Here is a 24,008-nt window from a genome sequence, read left to right on the forward strand (position 1 = left end):
CTCCTTCGAATCAATCACATTCCTCTGGTGCTTCCACCTTAGTATCTTCAACCGTAATTTTCTCAGACACCGTCTCACGTACAATGGATACGACCAGCTGGAGCAAGTAGTTAATATCGGACTGGCTCTGCTGGAACTCTGCTACGATAGGAATCTCATCAAGCTGATCCTGCAGCTCCTCAATCTCCTGCTCAATCTTAGCGACCATCCCTTCGTTCTTGAAGGTCGTCTGGAAGGCGACTAGCTCCTTCTGCTTCTTCTTCATGGTTGCGATTAGCCCTTGAACGCGATCATTGCCTACAATCTGCTGCTCCGCACGGCGATAATGCTGTACCTCTTCGGAGGTGTAGATGAGATCCGCCAATTGCTTGGCCTTGTTCATAATATCTTCACGCACGAGCAGGTCTCGTGTATCGAAGGAAGGGATGCCGCAGCCCCCTTCGTGATTGTGATTGTGGTCGTGATCATGCTTGTGATCTACTGCTTGATGCTCTGACATCTTATATTCACTCCTGCGTTATAGTTTAAGATACGTATACATTGCCAGCATACCCCATTATAGCATTACGGCTGAAGGATATCTATCGCCTGCACAGCAAGGCTGACAGAGCTAAGCATGCCTCTGTCAGCCTTGTTAGTTGCGATGATGAATGCTCCCTACGCAATGATTACCGCTTGGTCTCCGTTCTTAATGCCTGCTGCATTCGCCTCATCGGTATCAATATGCATGTCGAGCGCATATTCGGGTGACACTCTTGCGACCACATTCTCGAATACGACTCCCCGTTCCCCTGCGAACCGAACGCTCAGCTTCTGCTTGTCCACAATGCTCCAAGCCTCTGCATCACTTGTGTGCAGGTGAATATGACGTGCTGCAACGATGACTCCTTCTTCCAGGACAACTTCTCCTGCGGGGCCTCTCAAGGTTACACCTGCCGAGCCTGCGATATCTCCGGACTCACGTACAGGCGGATTCACTCCAATGGAGAAGGCATCCGTCCGTGACACCTCTAGCTGAGTTCTCTTCCTGGCCGGACCTAGTATACGGACCTTAGGGAAGCTGCCCTTCGGGCCAATGACTTCTACCGTCTCACCAGCGGCATATTGGCCGGGCTGGGACAACGGCTTCCATTCAGTCAGCTGGAAGCCTTCACCGAACAGTATGCTAATATGTTGTTCAGACAGATGAATATGTCTTGCAGATACGCCTACCGGCACGATTTTCTCTTGGGTTGTCACTTGTCATCTTCCTCTCGCTATTACGGTTATCGGGTACCGACAATTACAATGGTATGGGTCTGATGTATGTAGCATGCTCTACTTGATTACAAAAGCATACGACCGCTAGGGTCGTATGCTCATCGTAAGCTACATTATTTGAATTCAGCTAGGAGCTTGTCGAACTGCTCACGCGATAGGGTCGACTCTTGTCCTGCCAGACCTGTCTCGGAGAAGCCAGGAACAAGATCTTCATACGACTTGCGTTCCTTGTTCTGGTAGATCAAGCCGGTTACCATTCCGTTCGTCTCCATAATCTTCGTCATGGCGGCGATCCGGTTCGATGGGTCATAGTCAGGGAATTGCTCCAGGTTCACAATATTCTCCTTGAACCAGTCATACGTGTTCACCTTGTTGAAGGTCACACAAGGACTGAAGACGTTAATTAAGGAGAAGCCTTCATGCTGGATCCCTTGCTCGATGAGTGAAGTAAGCTGCTTCAAGTCGCTGGAGAAGGATTGCGCGACGAATGTTGCACCTGCGGATAGAGCAATCTCTAGCGGAGACAGTGTCGTCTCAACCGAGCCTTCAGGTGTGGACTTCGTCTTGAAGCCCTCCGCGCTGCGCGGGGAGGTCTGCCCCTTCGTTAGTCCGTAGATCTGGTTATCCATGACGATATAAGTAATGTTCAGATTACGACGGATAGCATGAACGGTGTGGCCCATACCAATGGCGAAGCCATCTCCGTCACCGCCGGAAGCAATGACCGTCAGATCACGATTGGCCAGCTTCACGCCTTGCGCGATAGGAAGCGCGCGGCCGTGAATACCGTGCAGGCCATAAGCGTTAATATATCCGGAGATTCGACCGGAGCAGCCAATGCCGGAGATGACAGCCAGATTCTCTGGCTCTAGACCTGCGCTTGCAGCAGCACGCTGAATCGCCGCTTGTACGGAGAAGTCTCCGCAGCCTGGGCACCAGTTCGGCTTGACATTATTACGGAACTCTTTGAATGTAGCCATCTTAGCTCAACTCCTTGCAAGCTTTGTACACATCGGAAGGAAGGAACGGGTTGCCGTCGTACTTCAGCAGGCTGCGGATTCGGTCCGCGTGGCCGGCATGCATCTTGATCTGCCCGGCAAGCTGAGCCGTAGCATTGTTCTCCAGCACAATGACCTTCTTCGCACTCTGCAGGTGAGGAAGCAGCAACTCGGTCGGGAAGGGATGAATCTGGCGAATCGTAATATGGTTCGTCTTCAGCCCATCCTCAGCCAGACGAGTCCTTGCTTCGTCAATCGTTCCGCCAGTGGAGCCCATGCCGATAATGAGCAGGTCTGGCTGGTCATGCGGAGCATCTACTCGAATCGCATCTCTGATGTAGACACCATTCAGCTTATTCAACCGCTTATCCATCATATGCAGACGATTGATTGCGCTCTCTGAAGGGCGGCCCGTCTCGTCATGCTCTACGCCAGTTACGTGATGAATACCGTTCTTCGCTCCTGGGAGTATTCGCGGCGATACCCCGTCCGCTGTAAGCTCGTAACGCTTGAACAGAGAATTGTCTTCTCTAGCTTCCGCCTCGCGGACCAGCTTGCCGCGCTTAATCTCTATAGAATCATAATCCAGTACATCACAGGATTGCTTGCCGAGTGATAATTGAAGATCCGTCATCAGGATGACTGGAACTTGATACTCCTCGGACAGGTTGAACGATTCAATCGTGTCGTAGAAGCAATCCTCGATCGATGCGGGAGCGATAACAATCTTCGGAATCTCTCCATGTGTACCGTACACCATCGCGTTAAGGTCAGACTGCTCCTGCTTCGTTGGCAGGCCAGTAGATGGACCGCCGCGCTGTGTGTCGACAATGACGAGCGGCGTCTCGGTCATGCCTGCGAGTCCAATCGCCTCCATCATCAAGGAGAGTCCGGGACCTGCTGATGCCGTCATCGTACGAACACCTGCATAGTTCGCTCCGATGGCCATCGTTACCGCAGCAATCTCATCCTCTGTCTGAACGACGGTTCCGCCGAACTTAGGAAGCTTCTTAATGAGGTATTCCATAATCTCTGAAGCCGGTGTAATCGGATACGCAGACATGAGCCGGCAGCCGGCAGCGACTGATCCCAGACCTATTGCTTCATTCCCGATCATGAACAGCTTCTGTGTTCCATCCGCTTCCGCAAGCTTGAATTCTTCAATCGGACCGCCTGCCTGCTCGAGCACGAATTCTGCACCGCGTCTTACGGCTTCGATGTTCTTCTCTACGATAGCAGCTCCCTTACGTCCGAACTCCTCTTCAACCGCCTTATTGAATACTTCGATAGGCAGACCAAGCAGCGCCCAAGACGCTCCGGACGCTACCATGTTCTTCATTAGAGAGGTTCCCAGCTCTTCCGCAATGGAGGTAATCGGTACGGCGAACAGCCTTGCCGCTATCCCATCAGGTACTGTGGGATTGAACTTGGCATCCGCAACAATTACACCGCCTGTGCGCAGCTCATGGGCATTCAGGTCAATACTCTCTTGGTCGAAGGCTACCAGAATATCGAGGTCATCTGAGATGGCTCTAATCGGTTGTGTAGAGATTCTAATCTTGTTATTCGTATGTCCGCCCTTAATGCGGGATGAGAAATGACGATATCCGTACAGATAATAGCCTAACCGGTTGAGCGCCGTGGAAAAGATGCGGTCGGTACTTTCAACGCCTTCCCCTTGCTGTCCGCCGATCTTCCAAGACAATTGACTAATCAAAATGCCCATCTCCTCTTTGTACTGAACGTATAATATGGCAAGTAGACTACATCCAATAATAGTTAAACCTATAACAGTCATCATAATTTTATGTTTGTAAAGGGTATATTGCAAGATGTAAACGCTATTATAAAACATAGCCATTTGAGATGGATCCTATATCAATTAGAGATGGAATAGTTAACCTAACCGCCGTCAGTCTGGCAGATTCTCGCTTAGGAATCGCATCGCGTTCCCGCTTAGGAAAGCGTTGGCCTGCTGTTCGGAGTAGCTTCTGAACAAGGCGTTCTTGAGCCTGTACACTTCACCAGGATGAGTTAACCCGCTAACATATGTGTCGATCCCGTCGAAGTCTGAACCTAGCATGAGATGCCTCTCACCGCCAAGTCCACATATGTAATCAATATGCAGCAATACATCATCAATGGTGACCGTCTCAGCTTGGCTGACGAAGTAAGGAACATAAGTGATACCTATAAGTCCTTCCATCGCAATAATCGCCTTAAGCTGCTGGTCAGTTAAGTTGCGCGGATGAGGGCACACTGACTTGGCATTAGAATGCGAAGCAATGAGCGGCTGATGAGTGAGGTCGGCCATCTCCCAGAAGCCGCGTTCAGATAAGTGGGACACATCAAGCAGTATACCCAATGTATGACATTGTTCAACCATCTGCTTCCCGCGATTCGTCAGCCCCCCTCCTCTAGCTTCCATCACTCCGTCCGCTGCCCAGTTCGCATGATTCCAGGTAAGGCCCGCAGCGCGAATTCCCAGTTGATGCAGGATGCGAAGCATGGCCATACTTCCCTGCAGTCCGTCTACTCCTTCAAGCGACAGCAAGGCCGCAATCTGTCCCGCTGACTGTGCCTCCTGAAGCTCTGTCTTGTTCCGAACGAACTTCATCCGCGGGCAGCTGAGCACATGCCGATGGAATAAGTCTATACTCTCTAGGATGGGTACCATCCCTCTATCCATCTTACTAGGAATATAGATAGCGAAGGTCTGAAGCGACGCACCCGACTGCTCCAACCGCTCATAGGTTACATCCAGCCCTCCTGCTGTAGGATTGCTGAACGATAATCGATCATTTTGCAGCAACTTGTACAGTACATCACAATGAAAATCTGCGATTTTCGTCGACTCATTTCTCACCATCATCACCTGCTCTCCAATAATCAGCCGCGACTTATCTGCGATTCGCGGGTCATCTATGATAAGCAAAAAACCTGTCTACGAAGTAAACAGGTTCAATCATTAAGGTCATGGCACCATCCACCGTTAGCTTCTTCTATCTGGGTTCTACAATGAGCTTGATGGCTGTGCGGTCTTCTCCATCGATGACAATGTCAGTAAATGCAGGAATACAGATTAGATCCACCCCGCTTGGTGCCACGAATCCGCGAGCAATAGCGACTGCCTTGACCGCTTGATTAAGTGCACCAGCCCCGATAGCTTGCAATTCAGCGGCACCGCGTTCACGTAACACGCCTGCGAGTGCGCCTGCAACGGAATTTGGATTAGATTTTGCTGAAACTTTTAATACTTCCATTCAAAAGTACCTCCCTCGGGAATGATGGATGGATTCCACTATTAAATAGTATTCGAGAGAGGGGAAATAATTCCTGCTTTTGAACGGCCATTTCACAAACTCTTCTGAATTGTCCGAACTTTTCAAAGATTCAAAAGTTACATCATCAGCCATTCATCTTCCGTTAAGCGGATCTTCTCAATCTTCTTGGCTGTCCCAGTCGCATCATCAATCTGAACAGAGATCGCATGCAGCTGCCAAGCTCCTTCGTCCACAACGAATCGGACGGGCATCTGGGTCAGGAATCGATGCAGCACCGCTTCCCGCTCCATGCCAAGCACTCCTTCCATAGAGCCAACCATGCCAACATCGGTTAAGTACGCAGTACCGCCTGGCAAGATATTATCGTCATTCGTCTGCACATGTGTATGTGTACCTACTACGATTGATGCTCTTCCGTCCAGGTACCAGCCCATTGCAATCTTCTCAGAAGTGGCTTCCGCGTGAAAATCAACCAGCACATGGTTCGTTCTCTGCTTCGCTTGCTCAATCAATTCATCAGCCTTGCGGAAAGGGCAGTCAATCGGCGGAAGGAAGGTTCGCCCTTGCAGATTGACAATTGCCAGCTCCTTGCCGTTCGCCTTAATGAAGGCGATACCTTGACCAGGTGCTGCTGAAGAATAATTCGCCGGACGGACGATTCGAGGCTCGTCGTCGATCCATTCGAATATATCCTTGTTGTCCCATGTGTGGTTGCCCATAGTAATGCCATGAATGCCCCATTCATAGAATTCACGGGCAATCGTTGATGTAATTCCACGACCAGCTGCAGAGTTCTCCCCGTTCGCGATGATGATATGCGGGTTATACTTGCTCTTCAAGGCTGGCAGCACTCTCTTCACTGCACTCCGCCCTACATTGCCGACAATGTCTCCAATAAACAATACGTTCACTTCGGTAGTCACTTCCTCTGTTCTATATAGAAAAAGGGAGAAGTGGCTGCCAGGCAGCCACTTCTCCGTTCAAGCTATGAGCTTACTTCGCATATTCGACGGCGCGAGTCTCACGAATAACCGTAACCTTGATGTGTCCCGGATAATCCAGTTCACTCTCGATCTTCTTCGTAATGTCACGTGCCAGTCGGAATGCTTCCGTATCATCGATCTTCTCCGGCTGTACCATAACGCGCACTTCACGACCGGCTTGAATCGCATACGACTTCTCAACACCCTCGAAGGACTCAGAGATTCCTTCAAGCTTCTCCAGCCGCTTGATATACGTCTCAAGCGTCTCTCGACGAGCTCCAGGACGGGCAGCTGACAAGGCATCAGCAGCACCGACGAGCATGGCAATAACGGAGGTTGCTTCACAATCACCGTGGTGAGAAGCAATACTGTTAATGACAACCGGATGCTCCTTGTACTTCTTGGCAAGCTCCACACCGATCTCGACATGAGATCCTTCAACCTCATGGTCAAGCGCCTTGCCGATATCATGCAGCAAGCCAGCACGCTTCGCAAGCGTGATGTCCTCGCCCAGCTCGGCAGCCATCAGTCCAGTCAGATAAGCAACCTCCATAGAGTGCTTCAGGACGTTCTGACCATAACTTGTCCGGTACTTCAGTCGACCAAGAATCTTGATGAGATCAGGATGCAGACCATGAACACCAACCTCGAAGGTTGCTTGCTCACCATACTCCCTAATCCGCTCATCCACTTCCTTACGGGACTTCTCAACCATCTCTTCGATCCTTGCAGGGTGAATACGACCATCAGCGACGAGCTTCTCAAGTGATGTACGAGCGATCTCACGTCGAATCGGGTCGAAGCCCGACAATATGACCGCTTCCGGTGTATCGTCGATAATGAGATCGATACCAGTCAATGTCTCCAAGGCACGAATATTCCGGCCTTCACGTCCAATAATACGGCCCTTCATCTCTTCATTAGGCAACGATACAACCGATACGGTCGTCTCTGCCACATGATCAGCCGCACAACGTTGGATCGCGAGGGAGATAATATCACGCGCCTTCTTGTCGGCTTCTTCTTTGGCCTGCTGTTCGATCTCTTTGATCATTTGCGCCGTCTCGTGACGTACTTCTTGCTCAACATTCGAGAGGATAATCGACTTCGCATCTTCCATCGTCAAGCTCGAGATCCGTTCCAATTCGGTAATTTGCTGCTTGTAGATGGAATCGATCTGTTCTTGTGTCTCTTCGATCCGCTTCTCTTTGTTGGCTACCAACTCTTCTTTGCGCTCTAGCGCTTCTAACTTTTTATCCAGCGACTCCTCTTTCTGAAGTACACGTCGCTCCAGACGTTGTATTTCGTTACGTCGCTCCCGAATGTCTTTTTCAGCTTCCGAACGGAGTTTATGGACTTCGTCTTTCGCTTCCAGCACGGTTTCCTTCTTCTGAGCCTCCGCTTCCTTCTTCGCATTATCTACAATGACGGTTGCAGCTTGCTCAGCGCTTGAGATTTTGGCTTCGGCGATAGACTTTCGCAGGAAATAACCAGCGGCAAAGAAAATTGCGCCAACAACGAGACAGATCAAGATCCAAATCATATCAGGCATCTTGTTCACCTCCTCGTTGCATGCACCAAGGCAACCTTGGGATGATATTTTGTTGTTTTTTAGCCGGTTTCTATACCGCTTCAACGACTAGCTAAGAAATTTGACGAATAAAATCGATTTGGATCAATTTTTGGAAGGAAAATTGATTCAAAAAGAAGGAATACTCCCTCATTTTATCTTTTGGCAAAATCAATTGTCAAGCATTTGCCCATCATCATCATCTTCCATATCGTCAATAGTGCCTGCGGCAACCTTCTTAATAGCTTCCTTAGTGATATCTCCGGGGAATCCTCTGCGCATTAGAAAACCCATAAGCTTCCTCCGGCGTTCGAAATTTTCGCCTTTTAGCGTACGCCATTTTTTCTCAGCGGCTTGTTCAGCTGCTGCAAGCTCCGCTTCCCAGTCCAGCTCATTAGCCGCTTCAGCAGCTGTTCCTTGGTCAATCCCTCGCTGCTGCAGCTCCTGCTTAATCCATCTTCGCCCCTTCTGACCTAGACGAAGGCGCTGAGCCGCGAATTGCTTGGCATATTCTTCATCATCTACTATACGCTCTCGTTCTAAACGTTCGAGCGTATAACTAATCTCCTCCGCCTCAAATTCCTTGCGCTGCAAATACTGCTCAATCTGCTTCTTCGTTCTGCTCTTCAGCCCCAGATAGGTGCAAGCCATTGCATAGGAGCGATAGCGCTTATCTTCCTTCGTAATGTGCTGGAGCTCATCGCTGGTGAAGGACTGCCCCTTAAGCAGACGGAACTTAATAAGAATATCTTCGTGCACGGACAGCATCGGTTCAGCAGCGCCGTCCACATAGATATGGTATCTGCGGCGCTCCTTGCGATCCTGTTCAACTGAAGTAATCGAATAGCTCGTATTGCTGTCATCCGTTGACTCACTGTTGTGGAGTTCCTTATTCACTGCACCGTATCCTCTCTTCCCAATGACTTGACTTCTAACCTCTTACATCAGAGAGAAGTCCATCATAATAGCATAGAGACTGTCTGCGTGAATGAGCATTCACGTGACAGTCTCTATGGCTACCTTAATCTAGTTCAGACTCATCGAAGTCATCGTCATCATCGGTTGAGACAGCAGCAGCTGTGGCGGCTGCAGCCTGCATATTCGTAGCTTCCCGAATCTGATTCTCTATGACGGACGAGATATCCTTATGATCCTTCAAGAATTGCTTCGCATTCTCACGGCCTTGGCCAAGACGCTCGCCATTGTAGGAGAACCATGCTCCGCTCTTCTGAACGATGTCCATCTCGACGCCGATATCGACGATGCTGCCTTCCTTCGAGATGCCTTCACCGTACATGATATCAACCTCAGCTTGCTTGAACGGAGGCGCTACCTTGTTCTTGACGACCTTAATCCGAGTCCGGTTACCAACCATGTCATTACCTTGCTTCAGCGTCTCAATCCGGCGAACATCAAGTCGAACACTGGAGTAGAACTTCAATGCGCGGCCGCCTGGCGTCGTCTCAGGGTTACCGAACATGACACCGACCTTCTCACGAAGCTGGTTAATGAAGATAGCAATCGTCTTCGACTTGCTAATTGCACCGGACAGCTTGCGTAGTGCTTGAGACATAAGCCGAGCTTGCAATCCGACGTGGGAATCCCCCATATCGCCTTCGATCTCAGCCTTAGGAACTAGTGCAGCGACAGAATCTACAACAATAATGTCAACGGCACCGCTTCGAACGAGCGCTTCAGCAATCTCCAGCGCTTGCTCGCCCGTGTCAGGCTGTGACAGCAGAAGCTCGTCGATGTTGACGCCAAGTGCGCGAGCGTACAATGGGTCCAGCGCATGCTCAGCATCGATGAAGGCTGCTTGTCCGCCGACTCGCTGAACTTCAGCAATCGCATGAAGAGCCACTGTCGTCTTACCGGATGATTCCGGTCCGTACACTTCAATAATTCTTCCCTTCGGGAATCCGCCAATGCCAAGAGCGATATCTAAAGCAAGCGCACCGCTGGATACGGTCTCCACTTGCATTCCTGCTGCTTCACCTAACTTCATAATGGAGCCTTTACCAAATTGTTTTTCGATTTGGCGCAATGCCATATCTAATGCAGCGCGACGATCCGACAATTAACCCACATCCTCTTCTCCATTTATAATCTAATGATACCCTTTTTACGAACGCTTGCCAAGCCTTTTTTCGAACATACATTCGTTTTTTTGTGGCTGTTGACCCCTCCGGAGGGTGTATGAGAACAAAAAAAACCGCAGCAAAGTAAATTCTTCGCCACGGTTCTTCCGTTGATTAGTGCTATTATACCGACAATGTGTCGAGTTGACAAGCTATTATGCGGAATAAAGTGAACCATGCTGAGTCCTCACACACCTCACACACTAACTCTGCTGCAGATGCTCCTGCTCGCGGATGGCCTGCCACAGTCGATACAGCACAGCCTTGACCGCTCTAAGCCGAATCATGCTGCGGTTCCCGCTTAGATGAGTCGTATGCACGATGGTTGCCTTGCCTCGCTGGGCTATGGCGAAGTAGACAAGCCCTACCGGCTTCCCCTCCGACTCCGCTGGACCTGCAACACCTGTCAGCGATACGCCATAGTCGCTATTCGTCATCTCGCGAATCCGCTCAGCCATGAGCGCCGCTGTAGACTCACTGATTGCACCAGGCGCATCCTCGCCTTCGAGCTGCGACATGGGTATACCCAGCATGACATGCTTCATCTGGTTCGTATAGGTGACAACGCCTCCGATATACTCCCCGCTGCTGCCCGGAACATTCGTAATCAACTCGGAGAATAGTCCGCCACTGCAGCTCTCCGCGCTCGCAAGCTTCTGCTGTCCTGCCCGCAGCAACCGGACGACCGCTTCCTCCAGCGGAATGTTCTCTTCGGCATAGAGATGGTCACCGACTCTTGCCTGAATGGCTGACACCGTTGCATCGATCCGCACATTAGCCTCCGTCAGGGAAGCGGCCTTCGTAGATACCCGTATGGCTACCTCTCCCTCCTTGGCATAAGGAGCTATTGTAGGGTCGGTCTGCGCTTCTATGAGATCCAACAGCTTATCCTCGAGCGTTGACTCACCAATGCCAGCGAACTTCAACAGACGGGAGTAGAGCGGCTTCTCATCGCCTAACAGCTTACGCAGCCATTCCTTAACGGGACCATCGAACATGGGCTTCATCTCTCGCGGAGGTCCTGGAAGCAGCACATAAGCTGTCTCAGCAACCTTCAGGGCATTGCCAACAGCAAGTCCTGCCGTATTATCCAGAGGGTCGCTCCCCTCAATCATGAGCGCCTGCTTCTTGTTGCTCTCGACCATATGTAAGCCTCGCGATGAGAAGACATGAGCAATCTTCTCCATGGAAGGCCCATGAATGTAGAGGCCAAGGCCAAGATCGGCTGCGAGTACGTCCTTGGTCAGGTCGTCCTGTGTAGGTCCGAGACCGCCAGTGAAGATCAGCAGATCCGCTCGTCCCCTTGCCGTCTCAATAGCATGTCGGAGCCGGTGCGAATTATCTCCTACGACCGTCTGGAAGTATACATCGATTCCAAGCTCCGCTAGTCCTTGGGACAGATATTGAGCGTTCGTATTCACAATCTGGCCAAGCAGCAGCTCCGTGCCGACTGCTATAATCTCTGCCTTCATTCCACCATCTCCTCCATTAGCATGCCAACGTATAGTATTCCAGGTAAGCTTGTCCTATACTAACAGCCTCGCGTTGATTGAGTGCACCACGCCAGTCAAGGAAGCCGCATACTAGCGGCCTTGAAGGCAAAAACATCCTCCTGCGGAAGCAGAAAGATGTCTCATCATTCTATACCTGCCAACACCTGCTAAGACGGCTTTGAATGGTTACTCCACCGGAATCAGATGCTTGTTCTTCACGAAGTAATCGATACCGGAATACACCGTAATGAGCGCGGCAGCCCAAGCCGACACTAAGTCGAAGCGGAAGTCGATGAAGTTGAACGGGAAGTTGTTCAGCAGAATCGAGATAATCATCGTAATCTGAATAGCCGTCTTCCACTTGCCCCATGCGCTTGCGGCCATGACGGAGCCTTCCAGCAAGGCAATCTGACGAAGACCTGTTACAGCGAACTCGCGGCTAATGATAACGATAGCGATAAGTGCATCCAGCTTGCCCATAGAGACGAGCGAGATGAGCACAGCGGCAACTAGCAGCTTGTCCGCGAGCGGATCCAGCAGCTTCCCCAAGTTCGTGACGATCTTGTTCTTCCTGGCGATGTAACCGTCCAGTCCATCCGTACTAGCAGCAATGATGAAAATAACCGCAGCAATAATCTGGTTGTAGGAGATCGAATATTCTTCGAATTCCAGCTGGCCTAGATTAAAGTTGACAAGCAAGAAAACCATAATAATCGGCACGAGCATGATGCGGACGATCGTTATTTTATTGGCCAAATTCATTAGATTCCCTCCCCTGACAAGTCGAACTCGAAGGCATGCGTGACACGAACCTTCTGAATCTCACCGATGCCTGCCCGGCAGCCGGTAATGAATACTTCTCCGTCTATCTCCGGAGCGTCGTATTGAGAGCGGCCGATATAGACATCACTGCGCCCGTCATAACGCTCCACCAGTACATCAATCTCGCGTCCGATATACTTGCTGCTGTTGTCCCTTGATACTTGGCGCTGAATCTCCATAAGGGTGTTGACACGCCACTCCTTGACCTCATCCGGCACGTGATCGGGAAGCCTCACAGCTGGCGTATCCTCTTCACTGGAGTAAGCGAACACACCGAGCCGATCGAACTTCATGTCCCGCACGAAGTCACACAGCCGCTCGAAGTCCTCCTCCGTCTCACCTGGGAAGCCGACGATTAGACTCGTGCGCATCGCGACGTCTGGAACTGCACCTCGAATCTTCGCAACAAGCTCTCTCGTATCCCGCTGCCTGCCGGGACGTCTCATCCGCTTCAGTATGGAATCTTCGCTGTGCTGGAGAGGCATATCGACATACTTGCAGATCTTCGGATTCGCTGCAATCGTCTCAATGAGCTCGTCTGTGAAGAATCCAGGATAAGCATAGTGCAGACGCACCCAAGCAATCCCTTCTACGTCACTGACCCTATTGAGAAGGGTTGGCAGCATGAAGGAATCATACAGATCCGTGCCATAGTTCGTGGAATCCTGTGCAATTAAGCTGACTTCACGAACACCTTGGGCAGCGAGTCCCTTCACTTCCTCCAATATGGATTCCATGGAGCGGCTCCTGAAGCTGCCTCTCATGATGGGAATGCTGCAGAACGTACACGCATTGTCGCAGCCTTCCGCAATCTTCACATAGGCGGTATATCGAGGAGTCGTCACCATCCGCGGAAGCTTCTGGTCATAGTCGAACAACGGGTTCCCCACCTTGATTGGCTTCTTCCCGCGCAGCGCTTCATCCACGATGTCATTGATATGGTGAAAATCTCCCGTACCGACTATGCCGTCAATCTCCGGCATCTCTTCCATGAGCTGCTGCTTGTATCTCTGAGTCAAGCAGCCCGACACGATAAGCGCCTTCAGCTTGCCTGATTCCTTGAAGTCTGCCATCTCGAGAATCGTGTTCACCGACTCTTCCTTAGCGGCATCAATGAATCCGCAAGTATTCACAATAATAACGGTTGCATCATTCGCTTCATCTACAAGACGATAGCCTCTCTCGTGCACAAGGCCTGACATAATCTCGGAATCCACTAAGTTCTTCTCACACCCAAGTGTGACTACCTTAACTCGTTCTGTCATCTATGTATCCCCCAGATCCTCTCTGCCAAAAACTATCTCATCAAGTATAATACATGCCCTATCACGTGTCAAAATCGACCAAATGCAAGCAAATCCAAGCGAAAGCAGCTAGTGCAGTAATGTCTCGTCCATGTGTGATACTCGACATGAACACAAAATCCCCATCTCCACTGCTGTAAAAAGCAGGAAAATGGGGATGACAGACCATTAACGGTAGTTCGTAAATTGAAGCTCAACAGTCAAGTCGGCTGCTCGCAGCATAGCCATAACAGCTTGAAGATCATCACGGCTCTTGCCTGTTACACGGATCTGATCGCCTTGAATCTGGCTCTTCACCTTCAGCTTCGAATCGCGAATCATAATATTGATCTTCTTCGCATTGTCCTGATCAATACCTTGCTTCAGCTTGATGCGCTGGCGAACAGTAGCACCCGATGCAGGCTCAATCTTGTTGTAATCAAGGTTCTTAATCGGAATACCGCGCTTGACCATCTTAGATAGCAGAATGTCAATAACGCTCTTCAGCTTGTATTCATCCTCGGAAGCGACAATGAGATCTTCCTTCTCCAGCGCTATACTGCTCTTACTGCCCTTGAAGTCGAAGCGTGTCTCGATCTCCCGCTCCGCCTGGGTAATGGCATTCGTTAATTCTTGCATCTCCACCTTAGAGACAATATCGAATGAACTCTCACTCATCTATAACACTCCTTCTATCAACGAAGCTTCTTATTGTATTATTCAGCCGGTGTGTCCCCGCCAGGGCTAGGGGAAGCAGCCGTATCTACTGCCGGATTCAATTGAACCTTCTTCGAGTTGGCTTCATCACCATCAGGAACAACAACACCGTCCACCAGCAGCTGCACGAGATCAGCACGTCCCACATTAATATAGATAGGCTGTGTCAGGTCATAGCTCAAGATGGTACCGTCAGGGACAGTCTTGTACTCAAGCTTCTCCCCCCGATTGCTGCCGGTTCTAACTTCAACCCAGTTCGGACCGCCGCTCACCTTAATTTCCACTTTGTGTGTCCCTGCTGGGGCAACCTCATAGTGTTCTACTTTGCCTTTTCTCTGAGAGAAGGTCACCGTAGTTGCAGATTGAGCAGGCGTTGGCGTTGGCGAAGGGGTTGGACTCACAGTTGGATTCGCACTGTTGTCATCGCTTGTCCCCTCTGTCTGCTGCGGAGTCGGCGTAGGGCTCGCATTATCCGTAATAGGTGTATTCTCATCTGCCTTCTCAGTCCCATTATTGTTGTTAATTATGAAGATATAGACAACAACTAAGATGAGAATGAGGAATGACCACATCATAATGTTGAAGCCGATTCTCCCCATTCGGTCGGAAGCTCCCGCCTGCACACGTCTAGGCGGCCGAGCCGATGTGGGCTCAAGCGAAGGTTCAACAGGAGCTGAGGGCACCTCATGCTGATATAGCCTTAGCACCTCATCAGGATTAAGTCCAACCGCTTCGGAATAATTCTTAATGAACGCCCTGACGTAGAAGCTGCCAGGAAGAACGCTATGATCTCCGCTCTCAATAGCCTCAAGGTATCTCTTGCGAATCTTCGTAGTCTCCTGTACATCATCCAGGGTTAAGCCATGTTCTTCTCTTGCCCTGCGAAGCAATGCGCCTAAGTCAGACATGCCCGCACCTCCTTCCTTCTAGAAATCTGAGTAATTGGCAGTGAATGTCTCATACGTAATTTCCTCATCTGGTGTATTGCGCAATTCAATAATGATGTCAAAATGGCTGTAATCATAGTGGGACTCCTTGATAAAGATATCCGGGTGCTCGATTACCTTCGTAGAAGGCATCGCCATAATCTCTTGGAGCAGTGTATGATGCTTCTCATTGGAACGAATCGTGCTGACAATACCGTCGATAATGAAGATATTGTTGTCATTCATCTCTTCCTCAGACAGCTGGCTTCGGACCGTCTGTCTCAGCAGTGTCGAGGACACGAACGTCCAGCGCTTGTTCGAGCACACACTCCCTGCAATGATGGATTCGGTCTTGCCCACACGCGGCATACCGCGCAGCCCGACCACTTGGTTCCCGTCCCTCTTGAACACTTCACCGAGGAAGTCAACCAGCAAGCCAAGCTCATCCCTTGTGAACCGGAACGTCTTGCGGTCATCGGAGTCCCGTTCGATGTAACGGCCATGGCGAACGGCCAATATATCTACGATAGTTGGCGTACGAAGCTTGTTGACCGTAATATTGTCGACCTTCTGGAGCATTTTGCCGAGCAGTTCTATTTTCTCTTCGTCATCGGTCTGGAGCAGCATCCCTCGCGTCCGATCCTCCACACCGTTAATCGTCATAATATTAACTTCCAGCATGCCTAGCAAGGAAGCGATATCACCGAGCAAGCCAGGTCGGTTTTTATGTATCTTGTATTCCATGTACCATTGTTTTTTTTCCAAAGCAAGCACCATCCCGGACCATATATATCTGAGCTACCCTTGGTTTTACCCAAAAAGAGCTTCCATAAAGCTTAATTCTACAATTTTCGTCACAATCCTGCAACTATACAGCAAACATTGCAGAAAAGCCTCCGTTGGGGGAGGCTTCTCTGCTCGTTGAAACGGCTGCTGCAAAAACAATAGAATTACGAGTGGTTCTGTACTTGGGCCAGCTTCACCATTAAGGTTGCAATTGTCTTGCGCTCTGCTTCATCGCCCACGTCCCAGATTTCCTTCAGAACGCGCTCTTCATCATTCTTCGGATCTACCTTCGCATCCAGGAATGAACCGATCTCGTACGCTAAGTTCGAGATCGTCTCATCGTTTAAGCCGATTTTCTTACCTTGCTCTACACGGGATGCTAGAAATTGCTTCCAAGTATCGAAGTCAGACAACACGGTATTTGACATGCCATTCGCCTCCTGTAAATTATGATTCATTAAGCTCAGGGTCAGTGAGAGGAATCAACAACAGAGGTATTGTGTGCGAATGGCTATGCCTTTATACGAATGACCTGGCTAGTGCTAATTGTTGCAAGTGCGTATAAGACTAGTTACGTGTGCCAACCGCCATTGGGTGAGATAACTTGTCCCGTTATATAGGAAGATTCAGGCAAGGAGAGGAAGTAGACAAGCGAAGCAATCTCATCAGGCTGCCCGAATCGTCCTGCAGGAATCTCTTCCTGAAGCGCGGCCTTCTCTTCAGCATCCAGATTGTCAAGCATAATGGTGTCTACTGCTCCTGGAGCTACCGCGTTGACGGTCACGCCTGATGGTGCCAATTCCTTAGCGAGCGCCTTCGTGAAGGCGTTCATCCCGCCCTTGGTAGTAGAATACAGCACCTCGCACGAAGCTCCGGACATTCCCCAGATTGAGGAGACATTAATAATTCTGCCATAGCGCTGGGCAATCATGGACGGCATGAATAGCTGGGTGCATAAGAACATACCCTTCAGATTAACCGACATGACATCGTCCCATTCCTGCTCGCTAACATCCGCAAGCATGCCATAGTGAGCAATGCCCGCATTGTTAATGAGAATATCGGGAAGCATACCATGCGCCTCCAGCTTCTCCCTCATCCGAACGAGCTGCTCCTTGGAGCGCAGATCCGCAGTTACGGTCATGACATTCGCGCCAAGCCGCATACAACGCCTTGCCGTATCATTAGCGGATTCATGTGATTGCGAATAGTGGATGACGATATTGACCCCTTCCGCCGCGAAGCGCAGCGCAATCGCTGCGCCAATGCCGCGGCTCCCCCCGGTAATCAAGACCGTCATCTGCTGCAGCGGCTTCAAGCCCCAGGCTTCTGGACGATGGATACCGCCAGTTGATTGAAGTCGAAGTGCTCGCGGAGGCGAGCGTTCGCTTGCTCGAGAGTACTATTCTCATAGGCGCTTAGAACGTCGAACATGTCGGAATCACGGAACCGATATCTGGTGAATTCTCCGGCGATTGCTTCAGGGGAGTTAAGCATGCGGAGGTATCCTCCGATTTTTTTGCGCTTGGAACGCTCGAATGCAGCTGGCTCGAGCCCACTGTCCAGAGCTTGTAGAATGCCCTGCTTCACTCGATTCAACAATTCATCTGGATCGTTCGTATCCCCTCCGATGACAGAGAACGAATAGTCGGTGGTGGAATTGTATTCCTGCCCGAATGAATCCGAGATCAGACCATCATCGTACAGGTCCTGATACAGCTTGGAACTCGCTCCCAGCAAGGTCTCGAGCATGAGCTTCGTCACGACCTCCTGCTCCAGCAATGCTGCACCAACAAGACCCGTCACCTTATCCTTGAAGCCAAGCATACACTTGGACAGCGACACGGGAAGGTGAATGACTTGCCGAGGAATCTTGACGGAGACCGGCTCTTCCTCGAACGATCGCTTGATAGGTCCTTGCTGATCGAAGGTCTTACTCGCTTGATTGCTGCGTACAAGCTCGAACACTTCTTCAGCCTTCACTCCGCCAACCACGAATAGAATCATATTGCTCGGATGATAGAACGTCTCGTAACACTGGTAGAGTGTATCCTTGTCAATCTGACGGATGGACTCCACCGTTCCAGCAATATCGATATGCACGGGATGATTATGATACAGCGCATCAATTAATCCGAAGTAGACACGCCAATCCGGATTATCCCGATACATATTGATCTCTTGTTCGATGATGCCCTTCTCCTTCTCCACATTCTCAGTCGTGAAGTAAGGGTTCTGAACGAAGTTGATTAACGTCTCAAGGTTAGCATGAATCTGCTCAGTAGCTGAGAAGAGATACACCGTCCGATCGAAGCTGGTGAATGCATTAGCTGAAGCACCTTGTGAGGCGAATGTAGCGAAGATGTCCCCTGTCGGCTCCTCGAACATCTTGTGCTCCAGGAAGTGAGCGATGCCATCCGGCACCTTAATGAGAGGCTGCTCCCCTACAGCGAAGTGATTGTCCACCGAACCATACTTCGTGGAGAAGGTCGCGTATGTCTTCTGGAATCCTTCCTTCGGAAGGACATACACCTTCAGCCCGTTCGGCATCTCTTCGTAAAATAACGTCTCTTCCACATTCGGATAGGTCAATGCTTCCATAATGCTACTCCTCCTCCCCGTCACGCAAGAAGTATATCGTGTCAAGTTCAGTCTTATTCGCCACTCGAACGATGTCTTCAGCTGTTACAGCTTGCACCAGATCAAGCAGCTCCTGAGCCGTACGAACCTTGCCCGACAGCACCGCATTGAAGTCATAAGAGATCATCTCGTAAGCAGAATCCTGCACCTCACGGAGATGATTGGCAATCATCGCCTTCGTCTGATTCATCTCGAGTTCAGACAGCTCACCTTGCCTCATGCTCTCCAGCTGCTCCTTAATAATGGTGACAGCTCGCTCATAGTTGGCAATCTCGATGCCTGATTGAATGGTTAGAATCCCCTTATGTCCATCCAATCTGGAAGCCGCATAATAGGCCAGACTCTGCTTCTCCCGTACGTTCAGGAACAGCTTGGAGTGTGGATACCCTCCGAGGATTCCATTGTAGACAAGAGCAGCAGGGTAATCCTCATCTCCGTATCCGATATTCGTTCTAAGACCGAGGTTCAGCTTGCCTTGACTCACTTCCATCCGTTCCACCACTGTCTTCACCTGGTCGATAGGATGGATAACATCCGGCTTGCTGTAGGCAGCAGCCTCTCCCTCTGCCTTGCGCATCTGGAACGATTCCGATACGAGCCGCTGAACCTCCTCAAGAGTTGTATCACCAACTACGTACAAGTCGAATGAAGCCTTCCCCAGCCACTCTTGATACTGACTGTAGAGAGCTTCCGGAGTTAAGTGATCCAGATCCTCTAACCGACCCAGCGCATGCAGGCGATAAGGTTCATCCGCACACATCTCTTCCAGGCAGCGCTCTGCTGCATATCTAATCTTGTCGTTGACGATAGCTTCGAGTCGCTTACGCAGTGTAATCTTCTCTGCTGCAACATACTTGGTTCGGAATACATCTCCGTCCTTCGCTGGACTGGTCAGCACTTCGCCAAGCAGCTTGATTGACTCCGCTAACAGCGGCGTATTAGAAGTAACGAATCGGTCATTAATGACATCCATCCGGAATTGCACCACTTGCGCGTCGCCGCGCTTGTACACATCGAAGCCGAAGCCCGCCCCGTACAAGTCATCCAGCCTCTCGCGGAAGGCAATCGTCTCAGGGGTTGAAGCTGTCCCCCTCCTCAGCACGAATGGAGTAAGCGCTGTAGCTGTGACCGTTTCTTCAGTCAGCGGGATGCCCGCGAATAAGGATATCGCGTACGTTTTGAAGCGCTTCGTCGGCAGCACATGCAGCCGAATGCGGGGTGTTGCCCCTCGCTCGAATTGACTCACGGGTAGTAGCTCCCTTCCCTTGTATCTGCCATTTATAAGTCAATCTATTCCAGTTCTCAAGGTCCTATTCCATTCTAACTCATGTGAAAAGAAAGAAGCAACCAGAGCTGCACAAGGCATGCCCGGGCTGCTTCCTGGGTACTGTTTTACATACAGAAAATATGCTTGCCAATCGTCTTGACCTGAGGGCGAGACCAGATCCACTTGGAAGTAGCCGTCACCGGGTTGAAATAGTAAGTACATCCGCCAGTCGGGTCCCAGCCGTTAATGGCATCCTCAACCGCTTCCTTAGCCTTGGCATTAGGAGTCAGCCAGATCTGTCCATCTGCTACGGCCGTGAATGCGAGAGGCTGGAAGATGACGCCGGAGATCGTATTCGGGAAGCTCTGCGACTTCAACCGGTTAAGGATGACTGCCGCAACTGCAACCTGCCCTTCATAAGGCTCTCCACGAGCTTCTCCATATACAGCGTTAGCCATAATTTTCAGATCATTCGCAGACAGGTTTAAGTGGTTGTTCTTGGGCAGATTGCTGTCTCCGCCGCTTTTTTCACTAGCGCCTGATTCTGGCTTCTTCTGAGAGGAAGCTCCTCCGCCTGGTGAGTCCTCTGCGGTTGGCTTCCAATCCTTCGTTGCCTCCCACAGCTTCAGCTTCGTCTTCGACCCGACCACTCCATCGGACTTTATACCGAATTTCCATTGGAACCAGGTGACTGCATTTTTCGTATCGGTACCGAATTGACCGTCAACCTTGCCCTTGAAGTACCCCAGATATTTCAGGCGCCCTTGCAGCTCATATACATCCTTGCCCGAAGAACCGTATTGCAGCTGGGCATTGCTGAATGTCTCTGTTGCTTCTCCGTCTCCAGCATGCAGGAGAGTGAAGGTTCCGAACAACAGGAACACCATAACGACAGTGAGTGCAATCAATCGATTTCTCATAGCTTCAAGTCTGCCTTTCTCTTGCAAGTTAGTTGGCTTAAGGTAGCCTTACCTAACTCTAGTATGAGATAGCAGATGTTCTTCTATGCACGATTCATCTTCATTCCATGACGGCTTAAGAGGGTATGCGGCTCGCTTGAAGCTGGTCGATCGTCATTAGAACTTCCCTCGGCTTGCTTCCTTCATAAGGGCCTACGATTCCTCGCGCCTCCATCTGGTCAATCAGTCTGGCTGCCCTAGTGTAGCCAATTCGCATGCGGCGCTGCAGCAACGAGACCGACGCTTGCTTCGCATCCACCACGATCTGAACTGCCTGATCATACAGCTCGTCCACAATCTCTCCGTCGCTGCCTTGCTCATCATCAATCTCAGGCACAAGGTCTTCCTTGTACTCCGCCTCTGCCTGATCTCTAGCGTAGCTAACCAACGTCTCCACCTCTTGGTCAGAGAGGAATGCCCCCTGCACACGAATCGGCTTGGACATGCCGACGGGCAGGAAGAGCATATCCCCTCTGCCCAGCAGCTTCTCCGCTCCTGCCATATCCAGAATCGTCCGTGAATCCACCTGTGACGATACACCGAAGGCTATGCGTGAAGGGATATTCGCCTTGATTACTCCCGTAATGACATCTACAGAAGGCCTCTGTGTCGCGATAATGAGGTGAATACCCGCTGCACGAGCCATCTGGGCAAGCCTTGCAATGGAATCCTCTACATCATTCGCTGCAACCATCATGAGGTCAGCAAGCTCATCGACGATGACGACGATGTAGGGAAGTACCGCTGCAGGATTCTCAGCAACGAGCGCATTGTATCCTTCGATATTCCTCGTTGCAGACTTGGAGAACAGCTCGTACCTCTTCTCCATCTCGACAACAATCTTCTTAAGCGCAAGCGATGCACGCCGCGGGTCCGTAACGACAGGTGCCAGCAGATGCGGGATACCGTTGTATACGTTAAGCTCAACCATCTTAGGGTCAATCATGAGGAACTTCACTTCATCTGGAGCTGCCTTGTACAGAATGCTTGTAATAATCCCGTTGATACAGACGGACTTGCCAGACCCAGTAGCTCCTGCAACGAGCAGATGGGGCATTCTCGCCAGATTGCCGATAATCGGCATCCCCGATATATCTCGTCCGAATGCAATGGACAGCTTCGATGGCGCATTCTGGAATGGCGCAGTCTCCATCACTTCTCTCATCGTAACGACCGACACTTCCATATTCGGCACTTCGATTCCGATTGCAGACTTACCTGGAATAGGTGCTTCCATTCGAATATCCTTAGCAGCTAGCGCTAACGCAATGTCGTCGGTCAGACTGACAATACGGCTAACCTTCACTCCAGTAGCCGGCTGCACCTCATACCGGGTTACTGCAGGACCTCTGACGACATCCAGCACCTTCGCCCGAACTCCGAAGCTCTCAAGTGTTGCCTCTAGCTTGCGGCGGGAATCCATGGAATCCGCCCCTTCGCTCGTGCGGCCAATCAAGCTGGGCTTCGTAAGCAGGGAGAATGGAGGAAGCAGATATGGCTTCTCCTTCGGATGCTCGGTTCCTATTGCAGTAGCTGCTGAGCCCTCAGAGCTAACTTCACTTGTTACGATCGCGGGCGACTCGCTATTCACTGCTCCATCGACGGCATCATCCGCTGCTAATGGGACTTCCTGGCCTAGCGTGTGGCTGCTTCCAGATTGGCTTGGTACGGCTAGACTAGCCTCAGCATCATCGTCATCATCTCCGCCCGAGAGCCTATCCTTGTGAGGGAGGCTTGTCGCATGAGGCTGCGCCTCAGCTTGCCATGGCTCAGACCAGGGAGCCGCCTGTTCTATATTCTCGTATACATCCCTTAAGTTATCGCTAGTCATTCCTGGGTTCGAGGCGTCCTCTTCCCAAGCCGGATGAGCCGCGCTGCGCTGGTGAGATTCTTGGTAGATCAGATCATCAGGAGGCTGCGATTCATCCCAGTCCTCCTCCCAATCCTTAGACCAGTGAGGTCTAGCTGCCTGAATCCCTGAAGCTCTCCCCGCTTCCTCTTCGTCCATCAGCCATTCATCCTGCTGGTGGGCTGGACGCCCCTTCTCGGAAGTCTCTTGTCCCGGCGTCAGCCATGAGAAGAACAAGGAACGCTTCTTCCGGGCGGGACTAACGGCGTACCCGTCATAATCATCATCCAGATCGTTATCATCCGAGTCGATTACAGCTTGTTCTGGCTTCCTGCCTCTGCTCCCTGGACCTGATGGAGGGACTGGCACGGCAGCCGGTCTTGGTCTCTGTGACCACTTCGCAGCCATCAACCGAATTAGTCTCGTTCCTCTCTTCCTTACCATGCGGATTAGCTCCACGTAGGACTTGCCTGTCATCAGCATTAGGGAGATTGCGAACATGACGATCATCATGAGATAGGCTCCATAATAACCGAATAAGGAGAACAGGATCGTATATTGAATCGCTCCAACGTAGCCCCCGCTAATATCCTGCTGCGTCATGCCTGCTTGAGCACGGTTCGCATCCGAGGTCAGCAATGAGGATCTGATGTCCGAGGTTAATTGGTTGAAAATAGCGCCGGATGTCTGTTCAATAGCCGGATTCTGATTAAACTTCTGCTGAATCTCCTTAATTGAGCTGTTCAGCGTAAGAGCAAGTACAAGCAACAGGATGCCTGTCTTCTTGTTCGACCATCCCTTCGGCCATACTCTCTTCACCATAACGGCGAGTCCAACATAGATACCTACAAGAGCAAGCACAAAATAAAACTTGCCCAGTAAGAGACCGAACAGCTTGGACAGCGAGCGGCCGACTGTAGCCTCACCTGAGAAAGCAATGACCGATATCGTAATGAGCAAAATGCCATACACTTCGTATTTCAAGCTTGTTGCAATAGAAGATTTCTTCTTTCTCCGTTTGGCCAAAATTCGT

Annotated in this window: 22 protein-coding genes; all 22 read right to left on the minus strand. The window is 50.7% G+C overall.

The features are described 5' to 3' along the window. Positions 1-10 precede the first annotated feature (10 nt). Positions 11-499 carry a RicAFT regulatory complex protein RicA family protein gene (locus tag ACFO9Q_RS00760; protein WP_379177634.1) on the minus strand — a complete coding sequence of 163 codons (489 nt, stop codon included), beginning with the start codon at positions 497-499 and terminating at the stop codon, positions 11-13. Positions 500-657: 158 nt separating this feature from the next. Next, entirely contained in the window at positions 658-1,239 is a 582-nt protein-coding gene (gene pduL, locus ACFO9Q_RS00765; protein ID WP_379177636.1) for a phosphate propanoyltransferase, read from the minus strand. 134 nt (positions 1,240-1,373) lie between these two features. Then, on the minus strand, positions 1,374-2,240 hold the full coding sequence (locus tag ACFO9Q_RS00770) for a 2-oxoacid:ferredoxin oxidoreductase subunit beta (RefSeq protein ID WP_379177638.1): 867 nt from the start codon (positions 2,238-2,240) through the stop codon (positions 1,374-1,376). A gap of 1 nt (position 2,241) precedes the next feature. Beyond that, positions 2,242-3,975, minus strand: coding sequence for a 2-oxoacid:acceptor oxidoreductase subunit alpha (locus ACFO9Q_RS00775; RefSeq protein WP_379177640.1), 1,734 nt, complete (start codon positions 3,973-3,975; stop codon positions 2,242-2,244). Between the two features lie 195 nt (positions 3,976-4,170). Then, positions 4,171-5,130: a dipeptidase gene (locus ACFO9Q_RS00780; protein ID WP_379177642.1), complete on the minus strand. Its 960-nt coding sequence runs from the start codon at positions 5,128-5,130 to the stop codon at positions 4,171-4,173. Between the two features lie 130 nt (positions 5,131-5,260). Next, positions 5,261-5,521, minus strand: a complete 261-nt coding sequence (spoVS, locus tag ACFO9Q_RS00785) for a stage V sporulation protein SpoVS (protein ID WP_027084382.1) — start codon at positions 5,519-5,521, stop codon at positions 5,261-5,263. A 137-nt stretch (positions 5,522-5,658) separates the two neighbouring features. Further along, a complete protein-coding gene (locus ACFO9Q_RS00790) occupies positions 5,659-6,453 on the minus strand; it encodes a TIGR00282 family metallophosphoesterase (RefSeq protein ID WP_379177645.1) in 795 nt (264 codons plus the stop codon). Positions 6,454-6,535: 82 nt separating this feature from the next. Then, the gene (gene rny, locus ACFO9Q_RS00795) at positions 6,536-8,077 is read right to left on the minus strand and encodes a ribonuclease Y (RefSeq protein ID WP_379177647.1); all 1,542 of its coding nucleotides are present in this window, start codon (positions 8,075-8,077) and stop codon (positions 6,536-6,538) included. 189 nt (positions 8,078-8,266) lie between these two features. Continuing rightward, positions 8,267-8,992: a regulatory protein RecX gene (locus ACFO9Q_RS00800; RefSeq protein WP_379177649.1), complete on the minus strand. Its 726-nt coding sequence runs from the start codon at positions 8,990-8,992 to the stop codon at positions 8,267-8,269. A gap of 124 nt (positions 8,993-9,116) precedes the next feature. Beyond that, positions 9,117-10,172 (minus strand): recombinase RecA, encoded by a 1,056-nt coding sequence (recA, locus tag ACFO9Q_RS00805; RefSeq protein ID WP_379177651.1) that lies wholly within the window; start codon positions 10,170-10,172, stop codon positions 9,117-9,119. A 264-nt stretch (positions 10,173-10,436) separates the two neighbouring features. Continuing rightward, positions 10,437-11,705 (minus strand): competence/damage-inducible protein A, encoded by a 1,269-nt coding sequence (locus ACFO9Q_RS00810; RefSeq protein ID WP_379177653.1) that lies wholly within the window; start codon positions 11,703-11,705, stop codon positions 10,437-10,439. A 207-nt stretch (positions 11,706-11,912) separates the two neighbouring features. After that, on the minus strand, positions 11,913-12,488 hold the full coding sequence (pgsA, locus tag ACFO9Q_RS00815) for a CDP-diacylglycerol--glycerol-3-phosphate 3-phosphatidyltransferase (protein WP_379177655.1): 576 nt from the start codon (positions 12,486-12,488) through the stop codon (positions 11,913-11,915). Continuing rightward, positions 12,488-13,813, minus strand: a complete 1,326-nt coding sequence (rimO, locus tag ACFO9Q_RS00820) for a 30S ribosomal protein S12 methylthiotransferase RimO (protein WP_379177657.1) — start codon at positions 13,811-13,813, stop codon at positions 12,488-12,490. Before rimO ends, pgsA begins: the two co-directional genes overlap by 1 nt. Before the next feature lie 207 nt (positions 13,814-14,020). Beyond that, the gene (locus tag ACFO9Q_RS00825) at positions 14,021-14,509 is read right to left on the minus strand and encodes a YajQ family cyclic di-GMP-binding protein (RefSeq protein WP_379177659.1); all 489 of its coding nucleotides are present in this window, start codon (positions 14,507-14,509) and stop codon (positions 14,021-14,023) included. A 38-nt stretch (positions 14,510-14,547) separates the two neighbouring features. Next, positions 14,548-15,456, minus strand: a complete 909-nt coding sequence (locus ACFO9Q_RS00830) for a RodZ domain-containing protein (protein WP_379177661.1) — start codon at positions 15,454-15,456, stop codon at positions 14,548-14,550. Positions 15,457-15,474: 18 nt separating this feature from the next. Further along, entirely contained in the window at positions 15,475-16,239 is a 765-nt protein-coding gene (locus tag ACFO9Q_RS00835; RefSeq protein ID WP_379177663.1) for a DUF3388 domain-containing protein, read from the minus strand. A gap of 185 nt (positions 16,240-16,424) precedes the next feature. Beyond that, positions 16,425-16,688: a DUF3243 domain-containing protein gene (locus tag ACFO9Q_RS00840; RefSeq protein WP_379177665.1), complete on the minus strand. Its 264-nt coding sequence runs from the start codon at positions 16,686-16,688 to the stop codon at positions 16,425-16,427. A gap of 143 nt (positions 16,689-16,831) precedes the next feature. Next, positions 16,832-17,560 carry an elongation factor P 5-aminopentanone reductase gene (gene ymfI, locus ACFO9Q_RS00845; RefSeq protein WP_379178018.1) on the minus strand — a complete coding sequence of 243 codons (729 nt, stop codon included), beginning with the start codon at positions 17,558-17,560 and terminating at the stop codon, positions 16,832-16,834. 14 nt (positions 17,561-17,574) lie between these two features. Further along, positions 17,575-18,861 (minus strand): EF-P 5-aminopentanol modification-associated protein YfmH, encoded by a 1,287-nt coding sequence (gene yfmH / locus ACFO9Q_RS00850; protein WP_379177667.1) that lies wholly within the window; start codon positions 18,859-18,861, stop codon positions 17,575-17,577. A gap of 4 nt (positions 18,862-18,865) precedes the next feature. After that, positions 18,866-20,146, minus strand: coding sequence for an EF-P 5-aminopentanol modification-associated protein YfmF (yfmF, locus tag ACFO9Q_RS00855; RefSeq protein ID WP_379177670.1), 1,281 nt, complete (start codon positions 20,144-20,146; stop codon positions 18,866-18,868). Positions 20,147-20,292: 146 nt separating this feature from the next. Beyond that, positions 20,293-21,087 carry a spore cortex-lytic enzyme gene (sleB, locus tag ACFO9Q_RS00860; protein ID WP_379177672.1) on the minus strand — a complete coding sequence of 265 codons (795 nt, stop codon included), beginning with the start codon at positions 21,085-21,087 and terminating at the stop codon, positions 20,293-20,295. 115 nt (positions 21,088-21,202) lie between these two features. Then, complete coding sequence (locus ACFO9Q_RS00865; protein WP_379177674.1) at positions 21,203-24,001, minus strand: FtsK/SpoIIIE family DNA translocase; 2,799 nt, start codon at positions 23,999-24,001, stop codon at positions 21,203-21,205. Positions 24,002-24,008 lie beyond the last annotated feature (7 nt).

The sequence above is a fragment of the Paenibacillus sp. GCM10023252 genome (genome assembly GCF_042653305.1).
In the GTDB taxonomy this organism is placed as follows: Bacteria; Bacillota; Bacilli; order Paenibacillales; family Paenibacillaceae; genus Pristimantibacillus.